This window comes from Pseudomonas sp. E6002 (genome assembly GCF_013385565.1).
GTDB lineage: Bacteria > Pseudomonadota > Gammaproteobacteria > Pseudomonadales > Pseudomonadaceae > Aquipseudomonas.
Window position 1 is genome coordinate 38,665 of sequence record NZ_JACAPT010000046.1, and the last position, 26,394, is coordinate 65,058.

Here is a 26,394-nt window from a genome sequence, read left to right on the forward strand (position 1 = left end):
GTGCGGTGGCGCGGGTTAGTGGGGCAGCGGCGTGAGCACGTCGGCCTTGTCATCCATCACCATCACTACCAGCAGTTTCGCCGGTTGGGTCTGGCTGGCATTGCTGGATTCAAAGTGCCGCGAGCCGGCGGGTTCGTAGAACGATTGGCCGACCGTGTAGGTGATCGCCTTCTCATCGTTGACCCGCGAGGTGATTGCACCTTCCAGCACATAGGCCACGGCCGTGCCGGTATGGCTATGGGGCACGGTGGCCTGGCCCGGGGCGTAGTCCACCGTGAGCATCACGGTTTTCTTGCCGGGGACGTTGGCCAGGGCGTGTTCCTGCAACACGTTGATCTTTTCCTGGTTGTACACCGGGTCGTGGGCAAAGGCGCTTAACGAGGCCAGCAGCAGGGTGGTGCCGAGCAGTACTTTCATGGTGAGGCTCCGAGTGAGTCGAGACCCGTTCACCCTAGGCCCCGATCCGGATTTGACCAATAGCCAATCCGGCGGAAATTCCATCAGCCAATCTGTCGCAGGATATCCCGCACCACGTCCAGCGCCGGGTCAATGTCCAGGGTTTCGATCGCGCCAAACCCGATCTTCAGTCCCTCGCGTACCGGTGTGTCGTGGAAAAACACGCTCAGCGGATAGAGCCCCACGTCAGCCTCCCGTGCCAATTGGGTGAGCTGCGGAATATTCACCGGCACCTTGCACAGTGCGGCCAGATGGAACCCGGCCACGGTGGGCACCACGTCGAACCACGGCGAGAGGTCCCCCGCCAGGCGCTGCAGAATCCGTTCCCGGCGCCCGGCATATACCCCATGGCAGCGCCGAATGTGCTTGAGCAGGTAGCCTTCGCTGATGAACTTGGCCAGGGCCCATTGCGGCAGGGTGGAGCTGTGCTGGTCGGTGAGTTGCTTGGCCTTGAGCACCGCGCCGAAAATTGCCGGCGGCAACACCGTGTAGCCCAGGCGCAACTCCGGCAGCAGGGTTTTCGAGAAGGTCCCGACGTAGGCGACCACGCCGCGGGTGTCCATGCTTTGCAGGGAGTCGGTGGGGCGGCCCTCGTAGCGGAATTCGCTGTCGTAGTCATCCTCGATCACGATGGCGCCCAACGCCAGCGCACGTGCCAGCAACGCCTCACGGCGCGGCACGCTCATGGGCATGCCCAGGGGGAACTGATGGGACGGTGTCACGTAGATCAGCCGCGTGCCGTCGGGAATCAAGTCGACCCGCAGGCCGTGTTCGTCCACCGGCACGCCCACCACGGTCGCCCCCATGGCGTCGAACATCAGTCGCACCGGGGTGTAGCCGGGGTCTTCCATGGCGACGACGGTGCCCGGTTCCAGCACCACGCGGGCGATCAGGTCGAGCGCCTGCTGGGCGCCGTTGGTGACTACGATGTCGTCTTCGCTGCACCTGACCCCACGGGAAAATGCGATATGCCCGGCGATTGCACTGCGCAGGGCCGGCAAGCCTTCCGGCCGGCTGTAGAAGCCGCTGTCCTGTGAGATACGGCGCAAGGCATCGAGGGTGCAGCGCCGCCATTCATCCTGGGGGAACTGGCTGCGGGCGGTGGCACCGCCGATAAAGTCCCGGCTCGGGCGGGTTTCACGGTTGGGGTGACCCATGGGCGCGGGAAGGGCCTGCCACTTGGCCAGGTTGGCGGCGCAGGCAAGGTCGGCGGCACTTTGCAGGTGTTCGCGGCGCGTGGCCCAGGCGTTGACGAACGTGCCACGGCCGATCCTGCCGACCAACAACCCTTCGTAGGTCAGCGCCGCGTAGGTGTCTGAGACTGTCTTGCGCGACACGCCCAGTTGCAGGGCCAGCAAGCGGCTGGGAGGCAATTGCGACCCGGCCACCAGTTGTCCCGACTCAATGGCCGTGCGCAGTTGCTGGTAAAGCTGTTCGGCCAGGTCCTTGCGGCCTTTGATAACGACGTGCAGTTCCATGTTTCATCCAGAGGCAAGCAATCACCCGCAAGATTACCGCAAGTCACCCGCCAGCCGAATCAGGACAGGAAACCACCGTCTACATTCAGCGATACACCGGTGGTGTAGCTCGACGCGTCGCTGGCCAGGTACAGCACCGCGCCGGCCATCTCGCTCGGGTCGGCCACGCGCTTGAGGGGGATCTGCGCCAGGGCCATTTTCAGGATCGAGTCGTTCTTCACCAGCGCGGAGGCGAACTTGGTGTCGGTCAGGCCCGGCAGCAGCGCGTTGCAGCGAATGCCGAACGGCGCGCATTCCTTGGCGAAGACTTTGGTCATGTTGATCACGGCGGCCTTGGTCACCGAGTAGATGCCCTGGAATACGCCCGGCGAAATCCCGTTGATCGAGGCCACGTTGATGATGCTGCCGCCACCGTTCTCGCGCATCAGCTTGCCGGCTTCCACCGACATGAAGAAGTAGCCGCGGATGTTCACGTCGACGGTCTTCTGGAATGCGCCCAGGTCGGTGTCCAGCACGTTGCAGAACTGCGGGTTGGTGGCGGCGTTGTTGACCAGGATGTCCAGGCGGCCGAACTGTTCGCGGATCGCGGCAAACACGTGGGTGATCTGTTCCATTTCGCCGATATGGCAGGCAATTGCCGTGGCCTTGCCGCCGTCGGCGATGATCGCGTCGGCCACGTGCTGGCAGCCGTCGATCTTGCGGCTCGACACGATCACGTGGGCGCCTTGCTGGGCCAGCAACCTGGCGATGGCCTCACCGATACCGCGGCTGGCGCCGGAAACGAAAGCGATCTTGCCGTCGAGGTCGAACAGTTGGGTCTTGGACATGGTTTTTCCTTGAAGAGGGTCAGAGGGAAGACTGTTTGATGACATTCAGGCTCATCTGCTCAAGCAGCTTGTTCATGTGAATGAACTGCGCAAAGCGTTTGTCCTGGGTCTGGCCATGGAAGAAGCGGTAGTAGATCTGCTGCACGATGCCGGCCAGGCGGAACAGGCCGTAGGTGTAGTAGAAGTCGAAATTGTCGATTTGGATCCCGGAGCGTTCGGCGTAGTAGTCGACGAACTGGCGGCGGGTAAGCATGCCGGGGGCGTTGCTCGGCTGGCGGCGCATCAGTTGCACCGGGGCCGGGTCGGCCGCTTCGATCCAGTAGGCGAGGGTGTTGCCCAGGTCCATCAGCGGGTCGCCGAGGGTGGTCAGTTCCCAGTCCAGCACGCCGATGATCTGCATCGGGTTATGCGGGTCGAGGATCACGTTGTCGAAGCGGTAGTCGTTGTGGACGATGCTCGAGGTGGGGTGGTCGGCCGGCATCTTGTCGTTGAGCCAGGCACGTACCGCTTCCCAGCTTGGGGCGTCGGGGGTCAGGGCTTTTTCGTAGCGGTCGCTCCAGCCGCGAATCTGCCGCTCCACGTAACCTTCGGGCTTGCCCAGGTCGGCCAGGCCGCAGGCGCTGTAGTCGACCTGGTGCAGCTCGACGAACTTGTCGATAAAGCTTTTGCACAAGGCTTCGGTTTTCGCCGCGTCCAGGCCCAGTTCCGGCGGCAGGTCCGAGCGCAGGATGATCCCCTTGACCCGCTCCATCACGTAGAACTCGGCGCCGATCACTGACTCGTCGGTGCAGTGCACGTAGGCCTTGGGGCAATACGGGAAACCGTCCTTGAGCTGGTTGAGAATCCGGTATTCGCGGCCCATGTCGTGGGCGGACTTGGCCTTGTGGCCAAAGGGCGGGCGGCGCAGCACGAATTCCTGGCCGGGGTATTCCAGCAGGTACGTCAGGTTGGAGGCACCCCCGGGGAACTGGCTGATTTTGACGCTGCCGCTCAAGCCCGGGATATGGGCCTTGAGGTAGGGATCGATGAGGCTGGCATCAAGTTCTTCGCCGGGGCGAATCTGGGTCGATTGGTCATTAAGCGCCATGCTTATCCCTTCTGCTTATTCTTAAGGCCTTGGACTATTGGCTAATCTAATGCGCGCGGCCGCCAAGCCACAAGGTTGGGGCGGCTTAATAGGTTAGCGTGTTGGCCGATGATCAGCGGGCTTGATGTGCTCAGATCACCAGAACTGCGCGCCCGCCGGGGTTGCAGGACAGGTTGTCACCGATTTCGACTTTTGCCAGGTCGATGCCCAGGCCGGCGAGCAGGTTATTGACCAGCGGGTCGAGGAGCGGGCTGAGCAGTCCGGAGATGATGCCGCTGAGCAGATTCAGTACGCCGGTGACCAGGCCGACCACCAGGTTCAGCACCAGCCCAATCAGTCCGCCCTGTGTCGGTGGATGGTTGATCAACTGGATGCCATTGAGGGTGTTGCTCAAGCTGCCCACCACGTTGTTGGAACTGAAACTGAAGTAATCCGGGGGGCTTTTCACCTCGGGCGGCGACAGGTAAGTGTGGTTCCGGACGGTCTTGGCCACGCTGCTGTCGATCTTCAGGCTGATGCCACCCACGCCATACGGTTGCCGGGGATCGCAGACACCGTTGCTACAGGTCTTCACCCCAAGGTCGAGTAATGGGAATTCGTCAACGTTCAGTGGTGCTGTGGAGGAAAACAGGTTTTTTGGGTCGATCTGGCCCACCATCAGCCTAACCGCCGAGGTGGTACCGAGCACCGACAAGGCTTTGTCCGCAGGCCCATTGCAGCGATATCCGGTGACCGTGCTGCTGCCGCTGGCGGCTTCCAGTGCTACATCGATTTGCTGGCCGATTTTGGGGTCAAAGGAGCTGCCTAACAAGAGGCCCACCAGCGCCGTTACCCCGCCCAGTAAATCGTTCACCGCGCCGATTGCCGGCAGTTTCACCGAGATCAACGTCCTGACTTGCGCGGTCCTGACGTAGATCGGCTGGGTGGCGATCAGCTTGGGGTTACCTATGGCGGAAACCTGTGCCGGTTCAATGACCTTGGTCTTGACCGTGATATTCAGCAGTCCCAGCACATCCACCGGCAGCTCCACCGCGACCGCGTTGTACTTGTTCGACAGTTGCACAAACCCCTGGATCAGGTTGAACAGTTGCAGATTAACGTCCAGGGCGCTCTTGTCGGTGCCGTTCTGGATGGTCAGTAGGTCGCCCAGGTGCAGGATCTTGGTGCCGGGTGCAATCAGCTTGATCGCTTCCAGGTTATTGATCACCACCTTGACCGCATCGCCCCCCAGCTTGAGTACATCTATCGCGGCCTGGATCAGATCGCCGACGCTGGCGTCGGTCTTGAGCAACTCGTCGTAGTTGCCGGCGCTGACCTTCAATTGAATCGCCAGCGCGTCCAGGTAACTGAGCAGGTTGATATCGGTATTGATCAGGCCCTTCCAGCCCACCGCGTCGAGTTGCAACTTGCCCCCCAGCAGTCCGCCGATCAACGCATTGAGTGCGGCGGACTTGGTGCTGTCCACGGTCAGCAAGGTGCTGCGGATGGTCAGTACGGCCACCGGTGGCGCGGGCACGGCGGCCACGGCCACTGCCTGCAACCGGATGGTCGGCTCGAAAGGGCCGGTGGAGAGCAGCATGAACAGGCGGTTGGCGATACTGGTGACGACGCGGTGGGTGGCGATGACCTGGATCGCATCGGACCTTGAGGGATTGGGGCTGAAGGCGCGCATGAAGTCAGCCCCGGTGACCAGGGTGCCACAGGTGGTCGCCAGGGTACGGTCTTCGTTCAGCGGGAAATCATTGCGGGCTGCGCTTTGGATCGCGAATTGCGCGGCGTTGGTATTCGGCGTCACGCAGGCGCCGCCGCGGGTGACCACTTCCAGCGCCGCGGTGTCGGCAACCCGTTGCAGCTTGCGCTTTTCCAGGTACAGCCGGCCGCTGTCGACCACCAGCAACAGGAACAACAGTGCGATCCCCAGGGTCATCGCACCCATCAGTCCTATCGCGCCGCGTTGGCGGGCCGAGCCGGGTCCTTGGCAAACCATCCTGCGTTCCTTCGCCGATCCAGTACCGGCATCCTGAATATCCCCTCAGGCAGTGTAGTCAGGTTTTGCAAGGATTTATGGCTATTGGCCATTATTTTCGCGGAGGCAGTGCCACGGGCGTCAGCACAGGGCGGCCGGCAAAGTATTCCAGCAGGTTGTCCGCCACGCGCTGCACGGTGTCATGGGCGGCTTCCGGCGACAGGCCGGCGACGTGGGGCGTGAGCACGGTATTGCTGAGGCGCTTGAGCGCGTCGGGCACGTTGGGTTCATCGTCGAACACGTCCAGTGCCGCGCCGCCGATGCGCCGTTGCTCCAGGGCGGTAATCAGGTCGGCGGTGACCACCACGCTGCCGCGCCCGATGTTCACCAGGAAGCCGTTGGGGCCCAGCGCGTCGAGGGCCTGGCGGTCGATCAAATGTCGCGTGCTGGCGCCGCCCGGGGTGGCCAGGATCAGGAAGTCCGAGGCCCGCGCCAGTTCCACGGCGGTGGCGCAGTAGGTGTAGTCCACATCTTCGCGGGGCTGGCGGTTGTGATAACTCACCTCCATGCCAAAACCCAGGGCAGCCCGCTTGGCGATTTCCAGACCCACGGCCCCCAGGCCGAGAATGCCCAGCTGTTTGCCGGCCAGGGAAGGGCGCATTATCTTGGGCCATTCGCTGCGCCGTACTGCTGCGTCCGCCCGGGGAATGTCCCGCACCAGGCACAGCAACAACGCCATGGCGTGGTCGGCCACCGACGGCGCATTCACCCCGGCGCCATTGGTGACTACGATTCCACGGTTGCTGGCGGCTTGCAGGTCCACGTGTTCATACCCGGCGCCGATCACGCAGATGATCTCAAGCAGCGGCAGCGCGGCGATTTCCTCGGCGTACAGGCCCAGCGGGCCACGGGTCAGCACCGCCTGGACCTGCCCGCCGTGGGTCTTGATGGCCTTGGCGCGTTCGGCCGGGGTCGGCGCAAGAATCACGTGAAAGCCATTGCCTTCGATGATCGGCAGGTAGTCGTTGATGGTTTCAACCAGGACCAGAACGGTGACGGGCATCGGAAGGTTCTTCCTGAAGGATTGGAGGCTTGGATTATGCGGGATTTGTAGTCCCGATCGTTTCTTTACCGCAGAAAAATTTCATTTCTCACCAGCCTAATCTGATTTTCCAGACCGCTCGTCCCAGGCCTTTTTACTGCAGCAGACTTCGACGACTTTCCTTAGCAGAGACGTCATGGATGCATGTTCCTGCCACCTCCGAAATCGTCGAGTGGACCTCTTATGGCTACAAGCACAGCCCATCAAAAAACCTAGCTTGGGAAGATATTGTCAGCAGCACCCGATACGGCCCGGCCAAATACAAGCCCGGTATAAATATTGAAAAGCTTGAGCGAGAAGCCTATAAAAATGGAGTGCCAAGCACTCATGCAAAACCCTGGAAACTCAGGGAGTATCCGCAAGTCATAGGTGCCAGTGATGGCAAGCCCAGCTACTGGGTTCGAATTGAGTCAAGCGCGGGCGTCATACATGGTCATCCGATTTCCGAGCAGGAATTCAGGAGGTTAACAAGTTGATCTCACTAGGCTTTATTGACGGAAACGTCACCCATGATGATCTCTCCATCTTGCAGGATGGGGCGATGGAGAGTCAGGTTCACCTGTTGAAAGAGGACATGCTTCAGGTTGAATACGCCGGTGGGCTTATATTGGATGTCGGCTGGTACCCCTCCTTCGATACCCATGGTGGGTTCCGCATCAATGTAATAAGAAATTACGACTGGGACCGCCCAGTGATTGCGTTAACGGCGCACGCAGCCGGTGATCTGGTGGAGCAACTGGCTGTTGCGCAGAGCGCGATCAATGGCGAACTGCGCAACGTATTGAGAACCTCGGCTTAGGTAAAGCTCCAGGCTTTAGAAGCAGATATCGTCAGCTTTCACACGCTGCACAAATGCCCCGGCCAAGGTTGCGTTATGGTGCTCGATAATCGATGCGGCCGATAACGCCGGAGTGTCCATACAAGTATGGGCATCCTCCGGCAGCAGCACCGAGAACCCCAGCTCCACGGCCACTCGGCACGTCGTGTCGATGCAGTACTGGGTTTTCATCCCGACGATCACCAGTTCATTCACCTGTGCCGCCGCCAGTTGCTGCGACAGCTCGGTGCCGAGAAAACAGCTGGGCCGGGTTTTATTGAAAACCGTGTCGCGAGCTTCATCAACCTCCAGTGCTGGCCATAGTTGCCAAAACGGGCTGCCCACCTCGATGGGCGAACCCGCAGGGCCGGTGTGACGTGCAGCGAAAACCGGCACGCCAACGTGTCGGGCGCGCTGAATCAGCTGGTTGATGTTGTCGAGTACGCGCTGGCGTTCGTAGGGTTTTTCCGGACCATCGTACAGACCGGTCTGCATGTCGATGATCAGCAGGGCGGGGCGCTTGTTGTCAGGCATGGTGCTGCTCCTTGTGTTTGCCAGATGGCGGAGCAATAAAAAGGCCCCGTCCATTGCTGGCGGGGCCTTGGGTAAATCCGGGTGGCTTAGTTTGCGCGCCACTCACCGCTACCACACGACCCGCCGGAAGCGGTCGTGGTGGTGGTACGGGTGAGGGCCAGCTGGAAAATGTTCATGGGCCGATCATGCTGGCGCTGGCGTTTGGCTGTCAACGCGTCAGCCGAGGTTTTTTTCCGGGATCAGGAGATTCCTGGCGGCAGCGAGGAATTCATCAGACAGGCCGTTGCCTTTGGTCGCACGGGCGAGGGTAATTGCGCCTACCATCATCGCGTACTGGGCAATGGCGGCCTGGCGGTCGCCTTCGGGGGTTCCGGTGGCCTGGGTAGCGGCCAGGATGCCCATGGACGCTTCAAAGCCCCGGATAAAGCTGCGTTGCAACGCGCTGTCGGCGGCTTCATGGCACATCTCCCCGGCAAAAGCCGCAACCGGGCAACTGTCCCCGGGGTTGTCACGATTGGCGGCCGACAGATACGGATCAATCAACGCCAGGCGCGCAGCCTCGGGATCAGGGCTTTGCTCGACCCTGGCCTGCCAGCGCTCGCTCGATTGCTCGAATGCCCGGTTGCAGGCTTCCGTGGCCAGCGCCTCACGGGACTCGAAGTGCCCGTAGAAACCGCCATGGGTCAGCCCGGCGGCGGCCATCACGTCCGACACGCTGATGCCATGGATGCCCCGCTCACGAAACAGCCGCGTGGCGGCCTCGACGATGATTTCGCGGTTGAGTTCGGCTTGTTTGCGGGACACGCGTGGCATCGAGGGCTCTCTGGATCAGGTGGTGGCAGGGATGCGCGGAATCATAAAACGTTTAGCTGGCGTACTGCGCGATCCCGTTGCCGAACGACCAGTTTTCCTTCTTGACCTCCACCAGGCTGATAAACACATCTTCCAGGCGCACCGCCAGTTCACGGTTCAAGCTCTCGGCGATGGTCTTGTACAACAGCTTTTTCTGCTCGGTGCTGCGACCTTCGTTCAGAGTGATCTGGATGATCACCAGGTTGTCGGTGCGCTGGATGCCCAGGTACTCCGGGTCATAGATGAAGTGGTGTTCATCGTGCTCGGTGAGGATCTGGAAGTTGTCGTGCTCAGGCACGCCGATAGCCGTGTGCATGGCGTTGTAGATCAATACGCCGACGCGCTTGGCGTAGGTGACGTCGGGGTTTTTCCGAAGGTCGATGCGCACGATTGGCATGGCAGGTAGTCCAGTGAGGGGCGTGCTTTAAAAATACATGACGTGATGAATTTATAAAATAGATTTCTTATGAAATGTAAAATTGACGCTGTCAAAATCGCCTTCAATCCTCTGCACCGCACAACCATTCCTCAGCTAAGTCTTTGCTTCTTCAAGCGAATCCCGGACAATCGCGCCCCTGTTTCGGTCGTGGCGCTGCCTGTCAGGTTTTTCTGACTCGTCTCGACTGAGTGAATGCGGAGATCCGAACGGATGAATGATCAGGCCAATAGCGTCGACGAACGCTACGCAACGACACCTGCAACCCTCACAAGCTGGAGCCGCCAGGACACCACCTGGATGCTCGGCCTGTTCGGTACGGCCATCGGCGCCGGCACCTTGTTCCTGCCGATCAACGCGGGCCTTGGCGGTTTCTGGCCGCTGGTGATCCTCGCGCTGCTGGCATTCCCGATGACGTTTTTCGCGCACCGTGGCCTGACCCGCTTTGTGCTCTCGGGCCGTGAAGGCTCGGACATCACCGACGTGGTCGAAGAACATTTCGGCCTCAAGGCCGGCGCCGCGATCACCTTGCTGTACTTCTTCGCGATCTTCCCGATCCTGCTGATCTATAGCGTGGCGCTGACCAACACCGTCGGCAGCTTCATGGAGCATCAACTGCACATCGCGCCACCACCGCGGGCGATCCTGTCACTCGTGCTGATCCTCGGCCTGCTGGCCGTGGTGCGTTGCGGCGAGCAGGTGATCGTCAAGGCCATGAGCCTGATGGTGTATCCGTTTATCGTCGCCTTGCTGTTCCTCGCCGTGTACCTGGTGCCGCACTGGAACGGCGGCATCCTCAGCACCGCCAGCACCGTGCCTGCCCCGTCGGCGCTGCTGCACACGCTGTGGCTGGCGATTCCGGTGATGGTGTTCTCGTTCAACCATTCGCCGATCATCTCGGCCTTTGCGGTGGACCAGAAGCGCCAGTACGGCGAACACGCCGAGGAACGCAGCTCGCAGATCCTGTCCCGGGCACACATCCTGATGGTAGTGATGGTGCTGTTCTTCGTGTTCAGTTGCGTACTGACCCTGTCGCCGGCGCAATTGGCCGAAGCCAAGGCGCAGAACCTGTCGATCCTGTCCTACCTGGCGAACCACTTCAGCAACCCGACCATCGAGTTCGCCGCGCCGCTGATCGCGTTTGTGGCGATTGCCAAGTCGTTCCTGGGCCATTACATCGGCGCCAGTGAAGGCCTCAAGGGCCTGGTGCTCAAAAGCGGCCGTCGCCCGGCTGCCAAGACCCTGGACCGCATGACGGCTGCCTTCATGCTGGTGGTGTGCTGGATCGTCGCGACCCTCAACCCTAGCATCCTCGGCATGATCGAGACCCTGGGCGGGCCGATCATTGCGTCGATCCTGTTCCTGATGCCGATGTACGCGATCCGCAAGGTACCGGCGATGGCCAAGTACCGTGGCCAGGCGTCCAACGTGTTCGTGACGGCGGTGGGCCTGGTGGCGATTACCGCGCTGATCTACTCGTTGATGTCCTGATCCCCGGGGCGCTGTGAAAAAAGGCCGACTTGCCATAACGCGAGTCGGCCTTTTTTTGTGCCTGCACGCCGCAAGGTGCTGATAAGTATCAACGCCAGGCGATCAATCACGGCTAAGCTTGTCGCGGGTGTCTGACAGGGCACGTCGAATTCTTACCTGGAGGTTGTTCATGGCTCGCGCCCGCCCGCAGTTGATCACCGGCAAGCTGGAAAAGCTGCACCCCACTCAATTGACGGTGGGCCTCGCCGAGGTCGCGACCAAGCGCGAGGCCTGGAAAAAGCTCAAGCGCAAGGAGCGCGCCGCCGCACTCGACCAGCATTGGTTTCCCTGTGTAATTGGGCCGGACGAGCGTTACTACATCACCGACCATCATCACTTCGGCCTGGCGTTGTTGCAGGAAGAGGTCAAGAGTGTGTCGTTGCTGGTGCTCAAGGACCTGTCGTTTGTCGAGCGTACTACGTTCTGGAACGTCATGACCTTCAACCAATGGGTGCATCCCTATGATGCGCGGGGTATCCGCCGCTCCTACGACGCCATTCCCCGGAGGATTACCGATTTGCAGGATGATCCCTACCGCAGTCTCGCGGGCCTGCTGCGTACCGCCGGCGGGTATGCCAAGGACGCCGCGCCTTTCAGCGAGTTTCTCTGGGCCGACTTTTTCCGCAGCCGCATCGGCAGCGACCTGATCGGCGACCTGAGCCCCAAGTTGATGGGCAAGGCCATGACCCTGGCCCGCAGCCAGGAAGCCCGTTATTTGCCAGGATGGGTAGGCCCGATTGACCACTGAAACCCGACAGAGCCGCGTCCAGGATTTATTGGCAGGCCTGTCCATCGCCGGCCTGTTGCTGCCCGAGGCCGTGGCCTATTCCAGTATCGCCGCGTTGCCGCCCCAGGCGGGCGTGATCGCCTTGTTTGCCGGATTGTTGTGCTACGGGCTGTTTGGCACCAGCCGCTTCGCGATTGTCTCTGCCACATCGTCCTCGGCAGCGGTGCTGGCGGCGGCCACGGCAACGCTGGCGGGGGATGACCCGGCACTCAGGCTGAGCCTGGCAATGGGCCTAGTACTGGTGACGGGGGCGTTTTTCCTGTTGGCCGGGATGCTCAAGCTGGGCGGGCTGACCTCGTTTATCGCCAAGCCGGTGTTGCGTGGCTTTGCCTTTGGCCTGGCGCTGACGATCATCCTCAAGCAGTTGGCCAGCGTGGTGGGCGTGCACCTGACCGATAACAACCTGATTCGCTTCCTGCCCCAGCTCCTGGAGCAACTGCCGCGCTGGAACTGGGCCGCCGCTGCCGTCGCGGGCGTCGCGTTGCTGCTGCTCTGGCTATGCGCGCGAGTTCGGCGCCTGCCGGGCGGGTTGCTGGTGGTGATCCTCGGGATTGCCGCCGGCCAGTGGCTGGATCTGCAGGCCCATGGCGTGGCGTTGATCGGCGTCATCGACCTGCGCCTGGAACTGGCGCATTTGCCGGTATTGCCGTTCGCCGACTGGCTGCGCCTGGGAGAGTTGGCGTTTGCCATGGTGATGATTCTTTACGCCGAGTCCTACGGCTCCATCAGCTCCTTCGCCCTCAAGCATGGTGATCGCGTGTCATCCAACCGTGACCTGCTGGCGCTGGGGGCCGCCAACCTGCTGTCCGGGCTGTTCCAGGGCATGCCCACTGGCGCCGGGTATTCGGCGACATCGGCCAATGAGGCGGCGGGCGCCAACTCCCGGCTGGCGGGAGTCGTGGCGGCGCTGGTGGTGTTGGCGATCGTGCTGACGGTGCTGCCGCTGGTGGCATTGACGCCGGAGCCGGTGCTTGCCGCCATCGTCATTTACGCCTTGGGCCGTGGCTTGAGCCTGCAGCCCCTGGGCCGCTATTTCTCCTGGCGGCGCGACCGGTTGCTGGTGATTTGCGCGGTGGCGGCGGTGTTGGTGCTGGGGGTGCTGGATGGGTTATTGGTGGCGGTCGGGATCAGCGTGGTGTTGATGTTGCGCCAGATGTCGTCGGCGGACGTGCGCGAGTTGGGGCGCATTGACGGTGGGCATGATTTTGTCGACTTGCTGCATCACCCGAGCGCCGAACGGATCCCCGGTGTGCTGATCGTGCGGCCCAGTGAAGCGCTGTTCTTCGCGAATGCCGAGCGAGTGTTGGGGGCGGTGTTGAGCCTGATGCGGCACGCTACGTTACTGGTGCACACGGTAGTGCTCAGCCTGGAAGAATCCCCCGACCTGGACGGCACCAGCATCGAGGCGTTGCAGGCGTTTTTCGTACAGGTGCGAGGGGAGGGCAAATGCCTGGTGCTGGCCCGCGTACGGCATGAGGCGCAGGAGGTGTTGCAGACGCTGCCTGAGGCGTGTGCTCCCCAGGTATTGATCAGCGGCTTGAGTGTTGATGGCGCGGTGCAGTTGGCGTTGCAGCCAACTGCCTGAGCTCGACATTAAAACGCCTCGGCGCTGAGCCCAACTTGGGCGAGGTAGCCGTGCAGTTTCTCAACGTCTGTGAAGATCGCGCCGACGTAGCCATCGGGGCGCACCAGCACCCATTCGCCATGGTCGAGGTTGTAAGCGTCATTGAACTGTCGCTGATCATCCACCAGGTCGCCGCCCGGCCCGAAGCGATGGATATGCAGCCAGGCGGCAGGCTTCAGTGACCCGCGTTCCACCTCATAGCCCAGCAATGTCCAATGCGCGCCCTGGAACAGCTTGAATAGCCGGGACGAATGGCCGCTGGCGTCCCGCACGGTTGCATCGGGCGCCCGGTCACCGGCGAGCAAGCGGCCTTCTCGTTCTGCCGGTTGCACTGCGAGCGAGGAGTGGGGATACCCGATATCGAGTTGGTGCACCTCGCGGCCGCGGCGCATGTTGCCCTTTTTCATTCCGTCCAGCAGCCTGGTCGACAGGCCGAGCATCGAGGCTGCCACAGGCCGTCGCTCTTCCTCATAGGTGTCGAGCAACGCTTCGGGCGCATCGGCCGTCACCGCCGCCAGCTTCCAGCCCAGATTGTAGGCATCTTGCACGCTGGTATTGAGGCCCTGGCCGCCGGTGGGTGGGTGGATGTGCGCGGCATCGCCGATAAGAAATACCTGTCCTACGCGATAGTGATCGGCCAGCCGCGCATTCATCGTGTAGGCCGACGCCCAGGAGACAGAGTCGATATGAATGTCCTGCCGACCCGTGCGCTCTGCCACCAGGTTCATGAGCCCCTCAGCGCTGAGGTCAACTTCTGTGTCCAGCGGAATCGGCGCCTGTATCTGAAACAGCTCGGTCCCCGCCAATGGGCAGATTGCGACCTGCATTGTCATGCACTCAGTGCTGAACCGGTGCCAGTAGTCACGCGACAGGCCGGTCATAAGCACATCGGCTACGATGGCACGGACCCCGAGGGTCTGCCCAGGAAATCCGATGTCCAGCGTGCGGCGTACCACACTGCGGCCGCCGTCTGCGCCAATGAGCCAACGTACACGCAGTGTCTGTTCGCCTTCGTTGCCGACCAAATATGCGGTCACGCCGTGGCTGTCCTGCTCGAAGCTGACTAACTCGCAGCCAAACGCCGGGCGGTGCCCCAATTCCAGAAGGCGCTCGCGCATCACCTGTTCGGTGAGGAACTGCGGCAGCATCATAGGCTGCTGATAAGGTTCGGCTGACGTTGGCGCCGAGAGCTCGATAACCTCGGCGTCGATGTGGCTGCCATCTTCGTTGTATCGCCGCTCGGGCGGGTAGACGTCGCCCGCAGCGGTGATCCGGTCGAGAATGCCGAGGTCTTCGAATATTTCCAGGGTGCGGGGTTGAATACCCTTGCCCCGCGAGCCGTGGAACGGCGCGGGGGATTTTTCGATCAGCCGGAAGGAAATGCCTCGTCGCGCCAGGTCGATCGCCAGGGTCAAACCGGCCGCACCGGCACCACAAATCAGAACGTCGACTGCACATTGCTCTTTCATCTGGACTGCCTTTATATGTAATATGCACATATATTTGAACAGGGAAGATTCCGTGTCAACAGAAAGCGTGCAAAATACACCTATAGGTCTTCAGATTCGCGAGCTTCACGGGGCGCTGATTGAAATTGTCGGTGCCATGAACCGGCCGCAGCGCGACGAAGTGATGGTCCGGGAGGCGGGTATCGCCCTTGATCGGGCACTGTTTCCGCTGCTGGTGCTGGTGGAGCGGCTGGGGCCGATCGGCGTTGTGGAGCTGGCCGACCGCGTGGGACGCGACTACACCACGGTCAGCCGCCAGGTGGCGAAGCTGGAAAGCCTCGGTTTGGTCGACCGCCAGGAAAGTGCCAAGGACCGCCGGGTTCGCGAGTCGGTGATCACCCCGCAGGGCAAGGCAATGACGGATCGGGTGGATGAGGCACGTACGCGAATGGGGATGGCCATTTTCGCCACCTGGGAACAGCAGGACATCGACGACCTGGTGCGGCTGATGGGCAAGTTTGCCGCCGACCTCAACGACGATGCGCTGGTCACTCTGACGCTTGAGAATCGATAGAAAAGCCGGGCAAAAAAATACCCCTCAATGAGGGGTATTTTTAAACGACTTCCAGCGGTTACCGGCGGCGGAACAACGGCAACGGTTCATCCGTCGCGGCCTGGTACGTCACCGAGAAATCCTTGAGGCTTTCCAGCGCTTCGTACGGGTCTTTGTCCGCGCGCAAGGCGAAGGCATCGAACCCGCAGCGGCGCAGGTAGAACAACTGGTCGCGCAGCACATCGCCAATCGCCCGCAGCTCGCCCTTGTAACCATAACGGTCACGCAGCAGGCGGGCGTTGGAGTAGTTGCGACCGTCGGTGAAGGCCGGGAAGTTCAGGGCGATGACCTGGAAGTGCTCCACGTCATCACCGATCTCTTCGGCTTCTTCATCGGCGTCCAGCCACACACCCAGGCCGCCGTCGCGGGCCTTGAGGGCGTGAGCGTGCTCGCGCCACAGGGCCAGTGGCACGATCAGGTCGTCGCAGTTGGAGATGCCATCGAAGCTCGCATCCTTGGGCAGCAGGTGCCAGGTTTCGTCGAGGACTTCGTTGTTCTTAATGATTCGCTGCATAGACGCGCTCCTTGAACAGGTCAATGCCGATGCGCTGGTAAGTGTCGATGAAACGCTCATCTTCGGTGCGCTGTTCGACGTACACGTCGATCAGCTTGCCGATCACGTCAGGCATGGCTTCCTGGGCGAAGGACGGGCCGAGGATCTTGCCCAGGCTCGCATCGCGGCTGGCGCTGCCACCCAGGGACACTTGGTAGAATTCTTCGCCTTTCTTGTCCACGCCCAGGATGCCGATGTGGCCGACGTGGTGGTGACCACAGGCGTTCATGCAACCGGAGATGTTCAGGTCCAGCTCGCCGATGTCGAACAGGTAGTCCAGGTCGTCGAAACGGCGCTGGATCGATTCGGCAATCGGGATCGACTTGGCGTTGGCCAGGGAGCAGAAGTCGCCGCCCGGGCAGCAGATGATGTCGGTCAGCAGGCCGATGTTCGGCGTGGCAAAACCCTGCTCGCGCAGCTCGCCCCACAGGGTGAACAGTTGAGACTGTTCAACGTCGGCGAGGATGATGTTCTGCTCGTGGGAGGTGCGCAGTTGGCCGAAGCTGTAGCGCTCGGCCAGGTCGGCGACGCCGTCCAGTTGCTTGTCGGTGATGTCACCCGGTGCAACACCGGTAGGTTTCAGCGACAGGGTCACGGCGACATAGCCCGGCTTTTTGTGGGCCAGGGTGTTGCGGGTGCGCCAGCGGGCGAAACCCGGGTGCTGCGCATCGAGCTCGGCCAACGCGGCGTCCTGATTGCTCAGGGCCTTGTAGTCCGGGTCGACGAAGTGTTTGGCAACGCGGTGCACTTCGGCGTCGGTCAGGGTGGTCTGGCCGCCGCGCAGGTGTTCCATCTCGGCGTCGACTTTCTGGGCGAACACCTCGGGGGTCAGCGCTTTTACCAGGATCTTGATCCGGGCCTTGTACTTGTTGTCACGACGGCCGTAGCGGTTGTAGACCCGCAGGATCGCGTCGAGGTAGCTCAACAGGTCCTGCCACGGCAGGAATTCGTTGATGAAGGCACCCACTACCGGCGTACGACCGAGGCCACCGCCGACGAGCACACGGAAGCCCAACTCGCCCGCCGCGTTGTGCACCGGCTCCAGGCCGATATCGTGCACTTCGATGGCGGCGCGGTCCGAGGTCGAGCCATTGATGGCGATCTTGAACTTGCGCGGCAGGTAGGCGAATTCCGGGTGGAAGGTGGTCCATTGACGGACGATTTCACACCATGGGCGGGGGTCGATCAGCTCGTCAGCGGCAACGCCGGCGAACTGGTCGGTGGTCACGTTGCGCAGGCAGTTACCGCTGGTCTGAATGGCGTGCATCTGCACGGTGGCCAATTCAGCCAGGATGTCCGGCACGTCTTCCAGGGCCGGCCAGTTGAACTGAACGTTCTGGCGAGTACTGATGTGGGCATAGCCCTTGTCGAAGTCGCGGGCAATCTTGGCCATCATGCGCGTCTGACGGGAAGTCAGTTGGCCATAAGGCACGGCAACCCGCAGCATCGGCGCAAAGCGCTGAACATAAAGGCCATTTTGCAGGCGCAGAGGGCGGAACTCTTCTTCGCTCAGTTCACCTGCCAGATAGCGTCGGGTCTGATCACGGAACTGCTTGACGCGGTCCTCGATGATGCGCTGATCGTATTCGTCGTATACGTACATATAGGTCCTGTTCTCGGCAAATCTGCGCGCACGGCCGCGCACTCCCAACGGAGCCGGCGCACGATACCAGTTTGCGTTTATGCGCAAAAGTGATGTTTGAGTATATGCAAATAACCAAATGGCCTAATGAGAACGGTTATCGCGATACCCACATTTGTCATGCGGGCAATCATGAACTTTACTGTGCTCGTGTCTTTGTGCAATCACCTATAAAACCGACAAGAGGCGATGCTATGAGCAATCCGACCAAAGCCCGCAAAAGTGACAGCAGTGTCGATGCGTGGGCCATTCTGTTCTTGATTATCCTGGTGGTTTCCACTGCCGTGTTCTGGGTCAGCCATCAATAAAAGGGCGTTATCGAGCCTTGTTGTCGACAATCGGCAATTAGCCGAGATTGACCGGCCTGATGCCATTATCATGGGCCGTCATTCCGAAGGGCTCAGGCAACGATGTTGAAGGTTCTCTGCAAGTGCTTGCTGGTGCTGAGCATGCCGTTCTGGGCCATCGCCCAGGCGACGTCGGTGGTGTTTCTCAACCCTGGCAATTCGACCGAGACCTTCTGGGTCAGCTACGCGCAATTCATGCAGGCCGCCGCCAGGGACCTCGGCCTGGATTTGCGTGTGCGCTATTCCGAGCGCAATCCCGAGACCACGCTGGTGCAGGCCCGTGAAGCCCTGCAAGGCGCCGAGCGCCCGGACTACCTGGTGCTGGTCAACGAGCAGTACATTGCCCCGCAGATCTTGCGCCTGGCCCAGGGCAGCGGGGTCAAGCTGCTGATCGTCAACAACGCGCTGACCGCGGACCAGACTCAACTGCTGGACGCCGGCAAATACCCTGACTGGATCGGCAGCATGGTCGCCGACGACGAACAGGCGGGCTACTTGATGCTCACCCAGTTGTTGCGCTTGCATGGGCCTGTCGCCCCCGGCCAGACCCTCGACCTGATCGCGTTCTCCGGGGCCAAGACCACTCCCGCCGCGCAACTGCGCGAGCAAGGCTTGCAGCGCGCCCTGGCGGATCATCCGCAGGTGCGCCTGCGCCAGTTGGTGTATGGCGAGTGGAGTCGCCAGCGCGCTTTCGACCAGGCCACGCAGTTATTCAAACGCTACCCGCAGACCGCGCTGGTGTGGGCGGCCAACGATGAAATGGCGCTGGGGGCAATGGATGCACTCAAAGGCAGCGGGCGCACGCCGGGCACGGACGTGTTGTTCAGCGCGGTCAACAGTTCGCCCGAAGCGTTGCAGGCGCGCCTTGAGGGGCGCCTGAGTGTGCTGGTGGCCGGGCATTTCACCCTTGGCGGCTGGGCGATGGTGGTGCTGCATGACGATGCCCGCGGCCTGGGCATGGCGCAGTACGGTGGGCGTGAGCGCAAACTTGGGCTCTTTCGATTGATTGATCCGCCACAAGCCACGCGCCTTTTAGAGATGCAGGGGCGCGAGGACTACGGCGTCGACTTTCGAGCACTGTCAGCCCAGGGCAAGCCAGCCACCTATCGCTACCCGTTCAGCCTGCAACTGCTGATGCATTGACCGGCTTCAAACACCGGCCAGGTGCAGCACCAGCTTGACGATGCCAAACAGGGTCAGGGCAAACACGGCGGTAAACACAATACCCAGGATGACAAAGTGGCTGGGCTTGCCATGGGTAAAGTCGCGGGCGCGATTCTTCCCGCTCTGCACCCCGAAGGCGGCTGCCATCACGCTGTGAAGCATCTGCCAGAAAGTCGGTGGCTTGTTGTTGGAATCGTCCATAAAGGCCTCGCGGTAGGGATCAAACCCATGGATGAGGATAGCCAAGTTCCCGCAAAACACCGGCTGTAGCTATCTACCGCCCTGGCGGTTGGCCCGTTCGCTGTACTGGGACTCCTTAACAGAGTCATCAGGAACGAGCGCATGCCAACCTTACCCGCCCCGACAGAGCAGGGGCTACACACCGTATTGATCAAGAACAGCTTGCCCGGCTGGATTGCCCGCAGCGCGGCTGCGGACATCCGACGCTTGAAGCCGGGCCTGCTGCCCGGGCGCGTCCCCGAGGATGCACCACCTGCCTGGCTCAGTAACGCGCCCCAGGGGTTGCGCCAGGCATTCGCCGACAGCCAGTTGGCCAGTCGCCGCGCCCACGAGCGGCTGGCCAAGACTCTCGACGGCCTCAAGGGCATCACCGAGTTCGCCCAGCCGCTGCTGGAAGACGCCTGGCGCAAACGGTTCGGTGAGGTACCGGACGTCCACAAGCACCAGTTGCACTACCTGCGTTACCGTCAGGTGCCGCAACAGCATTCGCTGTTGCAGGCAGCATTGCTCAACTTTGAAGGCAATGAAGACTTTGCCGATATCGCCCTTGAGCAAACCAGCGCGCTGGCCCCCGAAGGGGCGTTGTTCACCGAGTACTACGGCGAAATTCTGAACGACCATTCACGCCGGGCCCGCTATCGCTACCGCGAAAAGCTCGCCGTCACCCCGGACCAGTTTGCCGCGCTCTGCCGCACGCTTGACCTGGGCCGGCAATACCAGGCGCATTTGCAACAAGTGTTCGAGGAGGCGGGCACCAAGGCCGTGGTGCGCGAGCAGATGATCGACGCGAACAAGAAACTGCTGGCCGTCAGGCTGCACACGGCGCGGATGAAGAACGAAGTCAGCGACAGTGCCTATGCCATGCTCAACGCCTTGCTGGCCGGTACCGAACGGCCGCAGTTGGATGGCAAGCCCGTTGCCTGCAGCCAATTGGCGATTCTCGGCTGCAAGGTGGGTGAAGTCGTACTGATCGGGCCGGGCGTCGGCGCGATGGCAGATGCCCGGCAGCCGTTGGGCTGGGGCACTGTGCTGGTGCCCGGCGCCTCGCTAGGGGAGTTGCTGGTGCCGGCCGCGGCCGACCAGCGGCTGGTGGCGTGGATCCCCGGTGCGCCGTTGTGCCCGCTCAAGGAATACCCGTCGATAAAGGCGTTCGAGGCGGAACTGGCGATCAACCTGCGCTCCCCGGAGTATCAGCGGCTGTTTGCCAGCCTGGTGCCGCAAGACGAAGCCCCGGCTTTCCTGCAACGACTGAAGACCAAGCTCTTTACCTTCGAGTGGAATTCCAGAGGCTACATGGAGCAGGTCTACGACCCGAACGTCAACCTGGCGCGCCGCGAAAGCCTGATCAGTGGCGAGCTGTTCGGAGCGCTCTATGACAACCACCTGCAACGCCTGAAAGATAACGCCAGAACGCTCGCCGTACCCACCGCCGAGGCGGATCGCAAGGCTGCCCAGGAACGCCACGAACATTGGCTGAGTATTGGCTTGAATGTGCTGAACGTGGCGGCCTTTGTCGTGCCCGGCCTGGGGGAGGTGATGCTGGCGGTCACGGCTGTGCAACTGGGCCTGGAGGTCTACCATGGCATCGAGGCGTGGAAGGAAGGCGACATGGATGCCGCCTGGGGACATCTGGAGTCGGTGGCGCTGAACGTGGCCTTCATGGCCGCCCTCGGCGGTTCGACGGCCCTGGCCGGTCGCGCGCCGAAAATCCAGGTATCCCGCTGGGTGGATGGCCTGGTACCGGTCAAACTGCCCAGTGGTGAGGCTCGGCTGTGGAAACCGGACTTGGCGCCGTACCGCAGCGAGGTGGTGCTGGCCCCGGCTCTCAAGCCTAATGCCCGGGGCCAGTACGAGACAGGCGGCAAGATTTATGTGCGTATCGGCGAAAACCTGCATGAAAAGGTCTTCGACAGCCGAATCCGCAAGTGGCGAATCAAACACCCGGAAAATCCCGAGGCTTACCAACCGATCCTTGAACACAACAACGCCGGTGCCTGGCGGCATGTGCATGAGCAGCCCTTCAAATGGGACCGCCTGACCCTGTTGCGACGACTGGGGCCTGCCACTGAAGAATTCTCTGATACGACACTGGGCATTATTGGGGATATCAGTGGGGTCCAGGATGACGTGTTGCGCAAGGCGTATATCGAAGGCAGGCCGCTGCCCGCCGTGCTGGCCGATACCCTGGAGCAGTTCCGCAGCCAGCCAGTGGCGGAAACGGCGCCGCTGGCTGGCGAAGAGGCGGTGCTGCAACGGCGCTTCCCTGGATTGTCGAGGCGAGCCATCCAGGAAATTCTTGATACCGCCAGCGAACAGGAGCGCTTGCAACTGCGCAGTCAGCGTGGAGCCTCGGCGCGCCTGGACAGTGCCGCTCGCCGCGCAGTCCAACAAGGCCGCCTGAGCCGTGCCCTGGCGGGGCTGCATCGTCAGGCCGACGCCGGTGCCGACACTGACCGCCTGGCCCTGCATTGCCTGCAACACTTGCCGGGCTGGCCCACCAATCTGCGCCTGGAAGTGCGCTTTCAGGCTGTCGAAGGACCGTTACTGAACAGCATTGGCCCGCAAGATGCGCCGCTGCGCAGATACCTGGTCAAGCAGGGCGAAGCCTTCCAGGCCTACGACGAGCGCGGTGTCGCGCTGAACAGCCGGACCACCGGGCGGCGTAATTTCTTCCAGTCCGTCGTGCATGCGATCCCCGCTGCGGCCCGACCTGGCCTGGACATGCCCGTGGCGACCCTGGACCGGGAACTGCAACAGGCGGTGGCCAGTTATGCCACCCGCCGCCGTAGCCAAATGTCCAATGTGCTCGGCCTGCGCGCACCGCGTTCGCGGCCCGTGTTGACAGGGGCGGGGGGCGTCCTGGGTTACCCGTTGAGCGGTCGGGGCAAAGGCTTTGACGTGGATGCATCGCTGACGGCGAGGGTGCAGGCGCTCTATCCGAACCTCAACGCCGGGCAGGCCAGCGATTTTGTCCTGAGCCGATTGCAGGCCGGTGAAAGCGCCCAACAGATCTTCACCCTGTTGGGGAACCGCCAGCGTGAGTTTGACCTGTTGCAGGCAGAGCTTGATCAGTGGACCGCCGCTGCTGCCGGGCAGGCGGGCGGGGCCAGCCAGCAACAACGGGTAGCGGCCGACATCATCGGTTGCTGGCGCCAGGGCATTTACCGCGAGCGGCCGCCCCAGAGCATTCTGTCGTTGGGCAGCGTGACGGACCTTCCGCGGCTGAGTGCAGACTTTTCCCATGTGCAGGCGCTGAGCGCACATGCCGAGCTTTTGTTGGGTGATCAGGGCGTGCGCCTGGCCGATCAGTTTTCCCGGGTGCGACACCTTGAGGTGTTTCTTGACGCAACGCCGGGCACCGGACTGGTCGACGGGCTGAACCGCTTCGTCGATCTCAACCAACTGACGTTGAATGGTCGGGACGTGGCCTATTCGGTCCCCTTCATTCAACGCCTGGGGGCAATGGAGCGCTTGCAGAACCTGTCCGTCGCGGGGCTTTCGCAAAACCTGGACGTCAGCGCCCTCACGCACCTGCGCTCGCTGCGCATGGAGGGCTCGGTGCAGGAGTGGCCACAGGGGGTGGCGTCACTTGAGCACCTTGAGAGGCTCGACCTGTGGCGAACAAACATCCGTTCGGTGCCCCCGTCGATGCTCATCGGGCATGAACGCCTGTGGCGCGGCTTGAACCTGCGGTGGGCCGCGTTTGACCGCCGGGAATTCATGGCGGTGTATGAACATGTGCGGGGCAATCCGGCTCACCTGCTCAATGAGCAAGCCCTGGTGCAGGGTTACTGTGAAGGCGTGATGGACCGCTTGAAAAATGTGCACTGGGGGTTTGGCATAGACGTTGTCTCTCAGTTCCGGCAGCAGGGTCTGACCACTGAACAGATACTGGCCCGCACTCACCAGGTATTCGACGAACAGCTCGCCCTGAGCCGGGACCTGGAGGAGTGGGCGGCCAGGGAGTTGCGGGTTGACCGCCGGCAGGTGGATGTCTTTTACCGCCAGCGCGCCGCCGAGCGGCTCCTGGACAGTTGGCGTGAAGGCCTGGGGCCGCGGCTTGCGCCGTCGGGCATGTCGGCGCGCTCCAACCTGCCGACCGCCACACTGAACCTGTCGGGGGGCGTACTGGGCGACTTGCCCGGGTTGCCGGCGGCCGCGTTCGCCCATGTCAAACAGGTCAACCTGAGCGGCACCCGGGTTTCCATTGAGGCGTTGAATGACTTTCTCGGCGCATTCAACGCCATTGAAGACTTGAACCTCAGTGCCAGCAACCTGGCACAGCTGCCTTCGGCCCTGGACAACTTCACCGCCCTGCGCCAGTTGGATCTTTCCCACAACCAACTGAGCATCATCCCGTCCATCCAGCAACGCTTGAGCCGCCTGACGACTCTTGAAACCCTGGACTTGCAATACAACCGTGTCGCGAGCCTGGATCTGCGTGGCCTCAACGCCTTGCGCCACTTGAACCTCAGCCGCACTGGAATAACCGAATGGCCCGAGGGTGTCCTGGACTTGCCAGTCCTGGAGAGCCTGGACCTGAGCCACAGCGCTATCACCCGGGTGCCCGCCCAGGCGCTCACCGGCCACGACACGCTGATGCTCAAGAGCAACCTGCGGGGTTGCCGACTGAATGCCCGGGCCTGCGCCGACATCCTGGCCTTTGCGCAACGCACCCTGCGGGAAAATCCATTGGGCCTTGATGTGGAATTACTGCCGTTGGTGGGGCCGGAAATCTACCTGCACAAGCCGCTGGGCATTCCCCAGGAACAGCTGCGCATCGGCCGGACCGGCGGCGATCCGGAGTATTTCCCGGTCAGGGTCACGGACGACCCCGGCCAGTTGCTGTTGCCCCTGCACGTCGAGAACGTCGACGCGCAAGCATGCCTCACTCCGGCGGCGCGCCTGCAACAACTGGATCCTGCCTTGAGCAGTGCCCAGGCGGTGGCGCGCATTGATGAATGGCTGGCCGCCGGCCTGGGCGCCACCGGCGTCGACACACGCCTGGTGCAGTTGCACGCCGAGCATCAACGCTTGAGCCGGGTGTTGAACAGTTGGATCGACATCGAGGGTTATCGCGAGGGGGGCGGCTGGGTCAGTGCCCTCGACCGTCGTCGTGCCGCCGGCCGGCTCCTTGAAAGCTGGCGCCACAACCTGCGTGCCCGGCCCGAGGTGCCGCCGGTGGACGGGCGCGAGGTACTGGACCTGTCCGGGTTGTATCTGGGCGACCTGCCGACGTTGCCGGCTTCAATGAGCCACGTCAGCGTGCTCGACCTCACCGAGGTGAAGCTGACGGAGCAGGGGTCCAATGGGTTCCTGGGCAGTTTCCCCCACCTGCGCCGGCTTGTGCTCAACAAGAATGGCCTGGCGCACCTGCCCGAGGTGATCAACCAATACACGGCGCTGACTCATCTCGAAGCCACCTACAATGATTTGCGCGACGCTGTGGAGCTACAGGCACTGCTCGGCCCATTAAGTGCGCTGGAATGGCTCGACCTTGGCGAAAACACCCTGGCCAGCCTGGATGTCAGCGGCCTGCGCGGGCTGACAAACCTGGATCTGCACAACAACGTCCTGGAGGAATGGCCGGCCGGGGCATTGGAACTGCCGCGACTGCGCACCCTCGACCTCAGCAATAACCAGATCGAGACCATCCCGGACGATGCCCTGTTACCTCGCCACAACCTCCTGATGAGCAACACCAACCTGACAGACAACGGGCTGGAAGAACGCGTGTTCGAGCGCCTGAGCGACTTCCTCGAGGAAACGGGGTTCGGCCTGGGTTATACCCGGGAGCAAATTGATCGCGAGCTCGATGGCTTCCTCCTCAGTACCAGTCACGAGGAAGCGGATCTGAGCGGTGAGCTGCATCCGGAGCTGCTGACGCCCGCAGCACAGAAAGCCCAGTGGTTTGCTGGCGTGGCGGCCGACTCCAGCAAACACGCAGTCTGGGAGTCGCTCAAGAGCGCTGACGACAGTGAGGATTTCTTCTACATCATTTCCCAGCTGAAAAACGCCCAGGACTTCATCACCGACCGCCCTGAGTTGACGCGCCGGGTATGGGAGGTGCTGGAGGCCGCCGAGCAACGTCCGGCGTTGCGCGAGCAACTGTTCGGCAAGGCTCGCGGCATGCGGATCAACGCGACCTGCGGTGACGGCTGGATCCTGCTGTTCAGCGACCTTGAAGTCAGTGTCTATGAGTTCAAGGCCCTGGAAACCGTGGAGCCCGGAAAAGAAGGCGCGGCGCTGTTCAAGCTGGCCAGAAGCATGATCCGCCTGGAACAGACTGAAGCCACCGCCAGCCGCGTGGTCAGCCTAAAGCCCAGTGTTGACCCGGCGGAAATTCGCCTGGCCTACCGCATCGGCCTGGCCCAACGCCTGGAGTTGCCGCGCCAGCCGTCCGGCATGCTGTACCGCAACCTTTCCCAAGTGAAACAGGCCGATATCGACCAGGCCTACGCCAGCATCATCGCCCGGGAGGCGACCGAGGCGTTCACGGCCGATCTGGTCACGCGCCAGTACTGGGTCGACTACGTGCAGAAGCAATACGCGGCTGACTTTACGACGCTGGCCCAGACCCAGGCCCGCGAGGCTGAAGCCCTGGAGGATCGCTATCCGGCGTTTGGTGCGCAGTACGAGGCGCAAGCCGTGGTCTTGGCCAAGCAAAGGATTGAGCAACGCCAGGCCCTGCTGATTCGCCTGTCCGAGCGGGAGAGAGCAACACTGAGGCTATAACAGCCTGTGCCCCGGCGGCAGGTCCGGAAACGGGCCTGCCGCGCCTCAGTGGTCGTTACCCAGGTTCGGCGCCAAGGTGCACAAAAACATTTATCTACCTGCGAAGGCGCTCGCCTGTTCGCTGTACTGGGCCTCCCAAAAGCGTTCTCAGGAAGC

21 protein-coding genes are annotated in these 26,394 nt (G+C 62.0%); 8 read left to right on the plus strand and 13 right to left on the minus strand.

Annotation, left to right across the window (positions count from 1 at the left end; genetic code table 11):
- Window positions 1-15 precede the first annotated feature (15 nt).
- The 6 genes from HX815_RS29225 to HX815_RS29250 form a co-directional block, all read right to left on the minus strand.
- The gene (locus HX815_RS29225) at window positions 16-417 is read right to left on the minus strand and encodes a cupin domain-containing protein (protein ID WP_087692883.1); all 402 of its coding nucleotides are present in this window, start codon (window positions 415-417) and stop codon (window positions 16-18) included.
- Window positions 418-500: 83 nt separating this feature from the next.
- A complete protein-coding gene (locus HX815_RS29230) occupies window positions 501-1,934 on the minus strand; it encodes a PLP-dependent aminotransferase family protein (RefSeq protein ID WP_102604666.1) in 1,434 nt (477 codons plus the stop codon).
- A 59-nt stretch (window positions 1,935-1,993) separates the two neighbouring features.
- Window positions 1,994-2,761: an SDR family oxidoreductase gene (locus tag HX815_RS29235; RefSeq protein WP_177029355.1), complete on the minus strand. Its 768-nt coding sequence runs from the start codon at window positions 2,759-2,761 to the stop codon at window positions 1,994-1,996.
- A gap of 19 nt (window positions 2,762-2,780) precedes the next feature.
- Complete coding sequence (locus tag HX815_RS29240) at window positions 2,781-3,848, minus strand: phosphotransferase family protein (RefSeq protein ID WP_177008208.1); 1,068 nt, start codon at window positions 3,846-3,848, stop codon at window positions 2,781-2,783.
- A 130-nt stretch (window positions 3,849-3,978) separates the two neighbouring features.
- Window positions 3,979-5,835, minus strand: a complete 1,857-nt coding sequence (locus HX815_RS29245) for a pilus assembly protein TadG-related protein (RefSeq protein ID WP_177029356.1) — start codon at window positions 5,833-5,835, stop codon at window positions 3,979-3,981.
- A 91-nt stretch (window positions 5,836-5,926) separates the two neighbouring features.
- Window positions 5,927-6,877 carry a 2-hydroxyacid dehydrogenase gene (locus HX815_RS29250; RefSeq protein WP_087692887.1) on the minus strand — a complete coding sequence of 317 codons (951 nt, stop codon included), beginning with the start codon at window positions 6,875-6,877 and terminating at the stop codon, window positions 5,927-5,929.
- A 29-nt stretch (window positions 6,878-6,906) separates the two neighbouring features.
- Between HX815_RS29250 and HX815_RS29255 the strand changes: the two genes are divergently transcribed.
- Window positions 6,907-7,392: a hypothetical protein gene (locus HX815_RS29255; protein WP_177029357.1), complete on the plus strand. Its 486-nt coding sequence runs from the start codon at window positions 6,907-6,909 to the stop codon at window positions 7,390-7,392.
- The gene (locus HX815_RS29260; protein WP_003210784.1) at window positions 7,389-7,715 is read left to right on the plus strand and encodes a hypothetical protein; all 327 of its coding nucleotides are present in this window, start codon (window positions 7,389-7,391) and stop codon (window positions 7,713-7,715) included. Before HX815_RS29255 ends, HX815_RS29260 begins: the two co-directional genes overlap by 4 nt.
- A gap of 15 nt (window positions 7,716-7,730) precedes the next feature.
- Here HX815_RS29260 and HX815_RS29265 read toward each other — a convergent pair whose 3' ends face one another.
- The 3 genes from HX815_RS29265 to HX815_RS29275 all read right to left on the minus strand — a co-directional run bounded on the left by HX815_RS29265 (window position 7,731) and on the right by HX815_RS29275 (window position 9,516).
- On the minus strand, window positions 7,731-8,267 hold the full coding sequence (locus HX815_RS29265) for a cysteine hydrolase family protein (protein ID WP_003210786.1): 537 nt from the start codon (window positions 8,265-8,267) through the stop codon (window positions 7,731-7,733).
- 216 nt (window positions 8,268-8,483) lie between these two features.
- The gene (locus tag HX815_RS29270; RefSeq protein ID WP_177029358.1) at window positions 8,484-9,080 is read right to left on the minus strand and encodes a TetR/AcrR family transcriptional regulator; all 597 of its coding nucleotides are present in this window, start codon (window positions 9,078-9,080) and stop codon (window positions 8,484-8,486) included.
- A 52-nt stretch (window positions 9,081-9,132) separates the two neighbouring features.
- On the minus strand, window positions 9,133-9,516 hold the full coding sequence (locus HX815_RS29275) for a tautomerase family protein (protein WP_003210790.1): 384 nt from the start codon (window positions 9,514-9,516) through the stop codon (window positions 9,133-9,135).
- A 252-nt stretch (window positions 9,517-9,768) separates the two neighbouring features.
- Between HX815_RS29275 and HX815_RS29280 the strand changes: the two genes are divergently transcribed.
- The 3 genes from HX815_RS29280 to HX815_RS29290 all read left to right on the plus strand — a co-directional run bounded on the left by HX815_RS29280 (window position 9,769) and on the right by HX815_RS29290 (window position 13,457).
- Entirely contained in the window at window positions 9,769-11,046 is a 1,278-nt protein-coding gene (locus tag HX815_RS29280) for a serine/threonine transporter (protein ID WP_008433015.1), read from the plus strand.
- A gap of 169 nt (window positions 11,047-11,215) precedes the next feature.
- On the plus strand, window positions 11,216-11,833 hold the full coding sequence (locus HX815_RS29285) for a ParB-like protein (RefSeq protein ID WP_008433013.1): 618 nt from the start codon (window positions 11,216-11,218) through the stop codon (window positions 11,831-11,833).
- Window positions 11,823-13,457, plus strand: a complete 1,635-nt coding sequence (locus tag HX815_RS29290) for a SulP family inorganic anion transporter (RefSeq protein WP_177029359.1) — start codon at window positions 11,823-11,825, stop codon at window positions 13,455-13,457. Before HX815_RS29285 ends, HX815_RS29290 begins: the two co-directional genes overlap by 11 nt.
- A gap of 8 nt (window positions 13,458-13,465) precedes the next feature.
- On the opposite strand, the gene HX815_RS29295 is transcribed toward HX815_RS29290, so the two are convergent.
- On the minus strand, window positions 13,466-14,965 hold the full coding sequence (locus HX815_RS29295; protein WP_177029360.1) for an FAD-dependent oxidoreductase: 1,500 nt from the start codon (window positions 14,963-14,965) through the stop codon (window positions 13,466-13,468).
- A 136-nt stretch (window positions 14,966-15,101) separates the two neighbouring features.
- Here HX815_RS29295 and HX815_RS29300 point away from each other — a divergent pair, with 136 nt between their 5' ends.
- Entirely contained in the window at window positions 15,102-15,518 is a 417-nt protein-coding gene (locus tag HX815_RS29300; protein ID WP_207241509.1) for a MarR family winged helix-turn-helix transcriptional regulator, read from the plus strand.
- A gap of 58 nt (window positions 15,519-15,576) precedes the next feature.
- On the opposite strand, the gene HX815_RS29305 is transcribed toward HX815_RS29300, so the two are convergent.
- Together HX815_RS29305 and HX815_RS29310 are read right to left on the minus strand one after the other, a co-directional pair.
- A complete protein-coding gene (locus HX815_RS29305) occupies window positions 15,577-16,071 on the minus strand; it encodes a DUF934 domain-containing protein (RefSeq protein ID WP_003210798.1) in 495 nt (164 codons plus the stop codon).
- Window positions 16,055-17,713, minus strand: coding sequence for a nitrite/sulfite reductase (locus HX815_RS29310; protein WP_003210800.1), 1,659 nt, complete (start codon window positions 17,711-17,713; stop codon window positions 16,055-16,057). Before HX815_RS29310 ends, HX815_RS29305 begins: the two co-directional genes overlap by 17 nt.
- A 449-nt stretch (window positions 17,714-18,162) precedes the next feature.
- Here HX815_RS29310 and HX815_RS29315 point away from each other — a divergent pair, with 449 nt between their 5' ends.
- Window positions 18,163-19,242 (plus strand): ABC transporter substrate-binding protein, encoded by a 1,080-nt coding sequence (locus HX815_RS29315; protein ID WP_177029362.1) that lies wholly within the window; start codon window positions 18,163-18,165, stop codon window positions 19,240-19,242.
- A 6-nt stretch (window positions 19,243-19,248) separates the two neighbouring features.
- Here HX815_RS29315 and HX815_RS29320 read toward each other — a convergent pair whose 3' ends face one another.
- On the minus strand, window positions 19,249-19,464 hold the full coding sequence (locus HX815_RS29320; protein ID WP_008432997.1) for a DUF2970 domain-containing protein: 216 nt from the start codon (window positions 19,462-19,464) through the stop codon (window positions 19,249-19,251).
- 141 nt (window positions 19,465-19,605) lie between these two features.
- On the opposite strand from HX815_RS29320, the gene HX815_RS29325 reads away from it, so the two are divergent.
- Window positions 19,606-26,238, plus strand: a complete 6,633-nt coding sequence (locus tag HX815_RS29325; protein WP_256351191.1) for an NEL-type E3 ubiquitin ligase domain-containing protein — start codon at window positions 19,606-19,608, stop codon at window positions 26,236-26,238.
- Window positions 26,239-26,394 lie beyond the last annotated feature (156 nt).

Coding starts and splice junctions, on each gene's coding strand:
- HX815_RS29310 (WP_003210800.1), bottom strand. CDS start 17,713: ATGTACGTATACGACGAATACGATCAGCGCATCATCGAGGACCGCGTC.
- HX815_RS29225 (WP_087692883.1), bottom strand. CDS start 417: ATGAAAGTACTGCTCGGCACCACCCTGCTGCTGGCCTCGTTAAGCGCC.
- HX815_RS29265 (WP_003210786.1), bottom strand. CDS start 8,267: ATGCCTGACAACAAGCGCCCCGCCCTGCTGATCATCGACATGCAGACC.
- HX815_RS29325 (WP_256351191.1), top strand. CDS start 19,606: ATGCCAACCTTACCCGCCCCGACAGAGCAGGGGCTACACACCGTATTG.
- HX815_RS29295 (WP_177029360.1), bottom strand. CDS start 14,965: ATGAAAGAGCAATGTGCAGTCGACGTTCTGATTTGTGGTGCCGGTGCG.
- HX815_RS29280 (WP_008433015.1), top strand. CDS start 9,769: ATGAATGATCAGGCCAATAGCGTCGACGAACGCTACGCAACGACACCT.
- HX815_RS29240 (WP_177008208.1), bottom strand. CDS start 3,848: ATGGCGCTTAATGACCAATCGACCCAGATTCGCCCCGGCGAAGAACTT.
- HX815_RS29235 (WP_177029355.1), bottom strand. CDS start 2,761: ATGTCCAAGACCCAACTGTTCGACCTCGACGGCAAGATCGCTTTCGTT.
- HX815_RS29300 (WP_207241509.1), top strand. CDS start 15,102: ATGAACCGGCCGCAGCGCGACGAAGTGATGGTCCGGGAGGCGGGTATC.
- HX815_RS29245 (WP_177029356.1), bottom strand. CDS start 5,835: ATGGTTTGCCAAGGACCCGGCTCGGCCCGCCAACGCGGCGCGATAGGA.
- HX815_RS29250 (WP_087692887.1), bottom strand. CDS start 6,877: ATGCCCGTCACCGTTCTGGTCCTGGTTGAAACCATCAACGACTACCTG.
- HX815_RS29315 (WP_177029362.1), top strand. CDS start 18,163: ATGTTGAAGGTTCTCTGCAAGTGCTTGCTGGTGCTGAGCATGCCGTTC.
- HX815_RS29285 (WP_008433013.1), top strand. CDS start 11,216: ATGGCTCGCGCCCGCCCGCAGTTGATCACCGGCAAGCTGGAAAAGCTG.
- HX815_RS29270 (WP_177029358.1), bottom strand. CDS start 9,080: ATGCCACGCGTGTCCCGCAAACAAGCCGAACTCAACCGCGAAATCATC.
- HX815_RS29230 (WP_102604666.1), bottom strand. CDS start 1,934: ATGGAACTGCACGTCGTTATCAAAGGCCGCAAGGACCTGGCCGAACAG.
- HX815_RS29305 (WP_003210798.1), bottom strand. CDS start 16,071: ATGCAGCGAATCATTAAGAACAACGAAGTCCTCGACGAAACCTGGCAC.
- HX815_RS29320 (WP_008432997.1), bottom strand. CDS start 19,464: ATGGACGATTCCAACAACAAGCCACCGACTTTCTGGCAGATGCTTCAC.
- HX815_RS29275 (WP_003210790.1), bottom strand. CDS start 9,516: ATGCCAATCGTGCGCATCGACCTTCGGAAAAACCCCGACGTCACCTAC.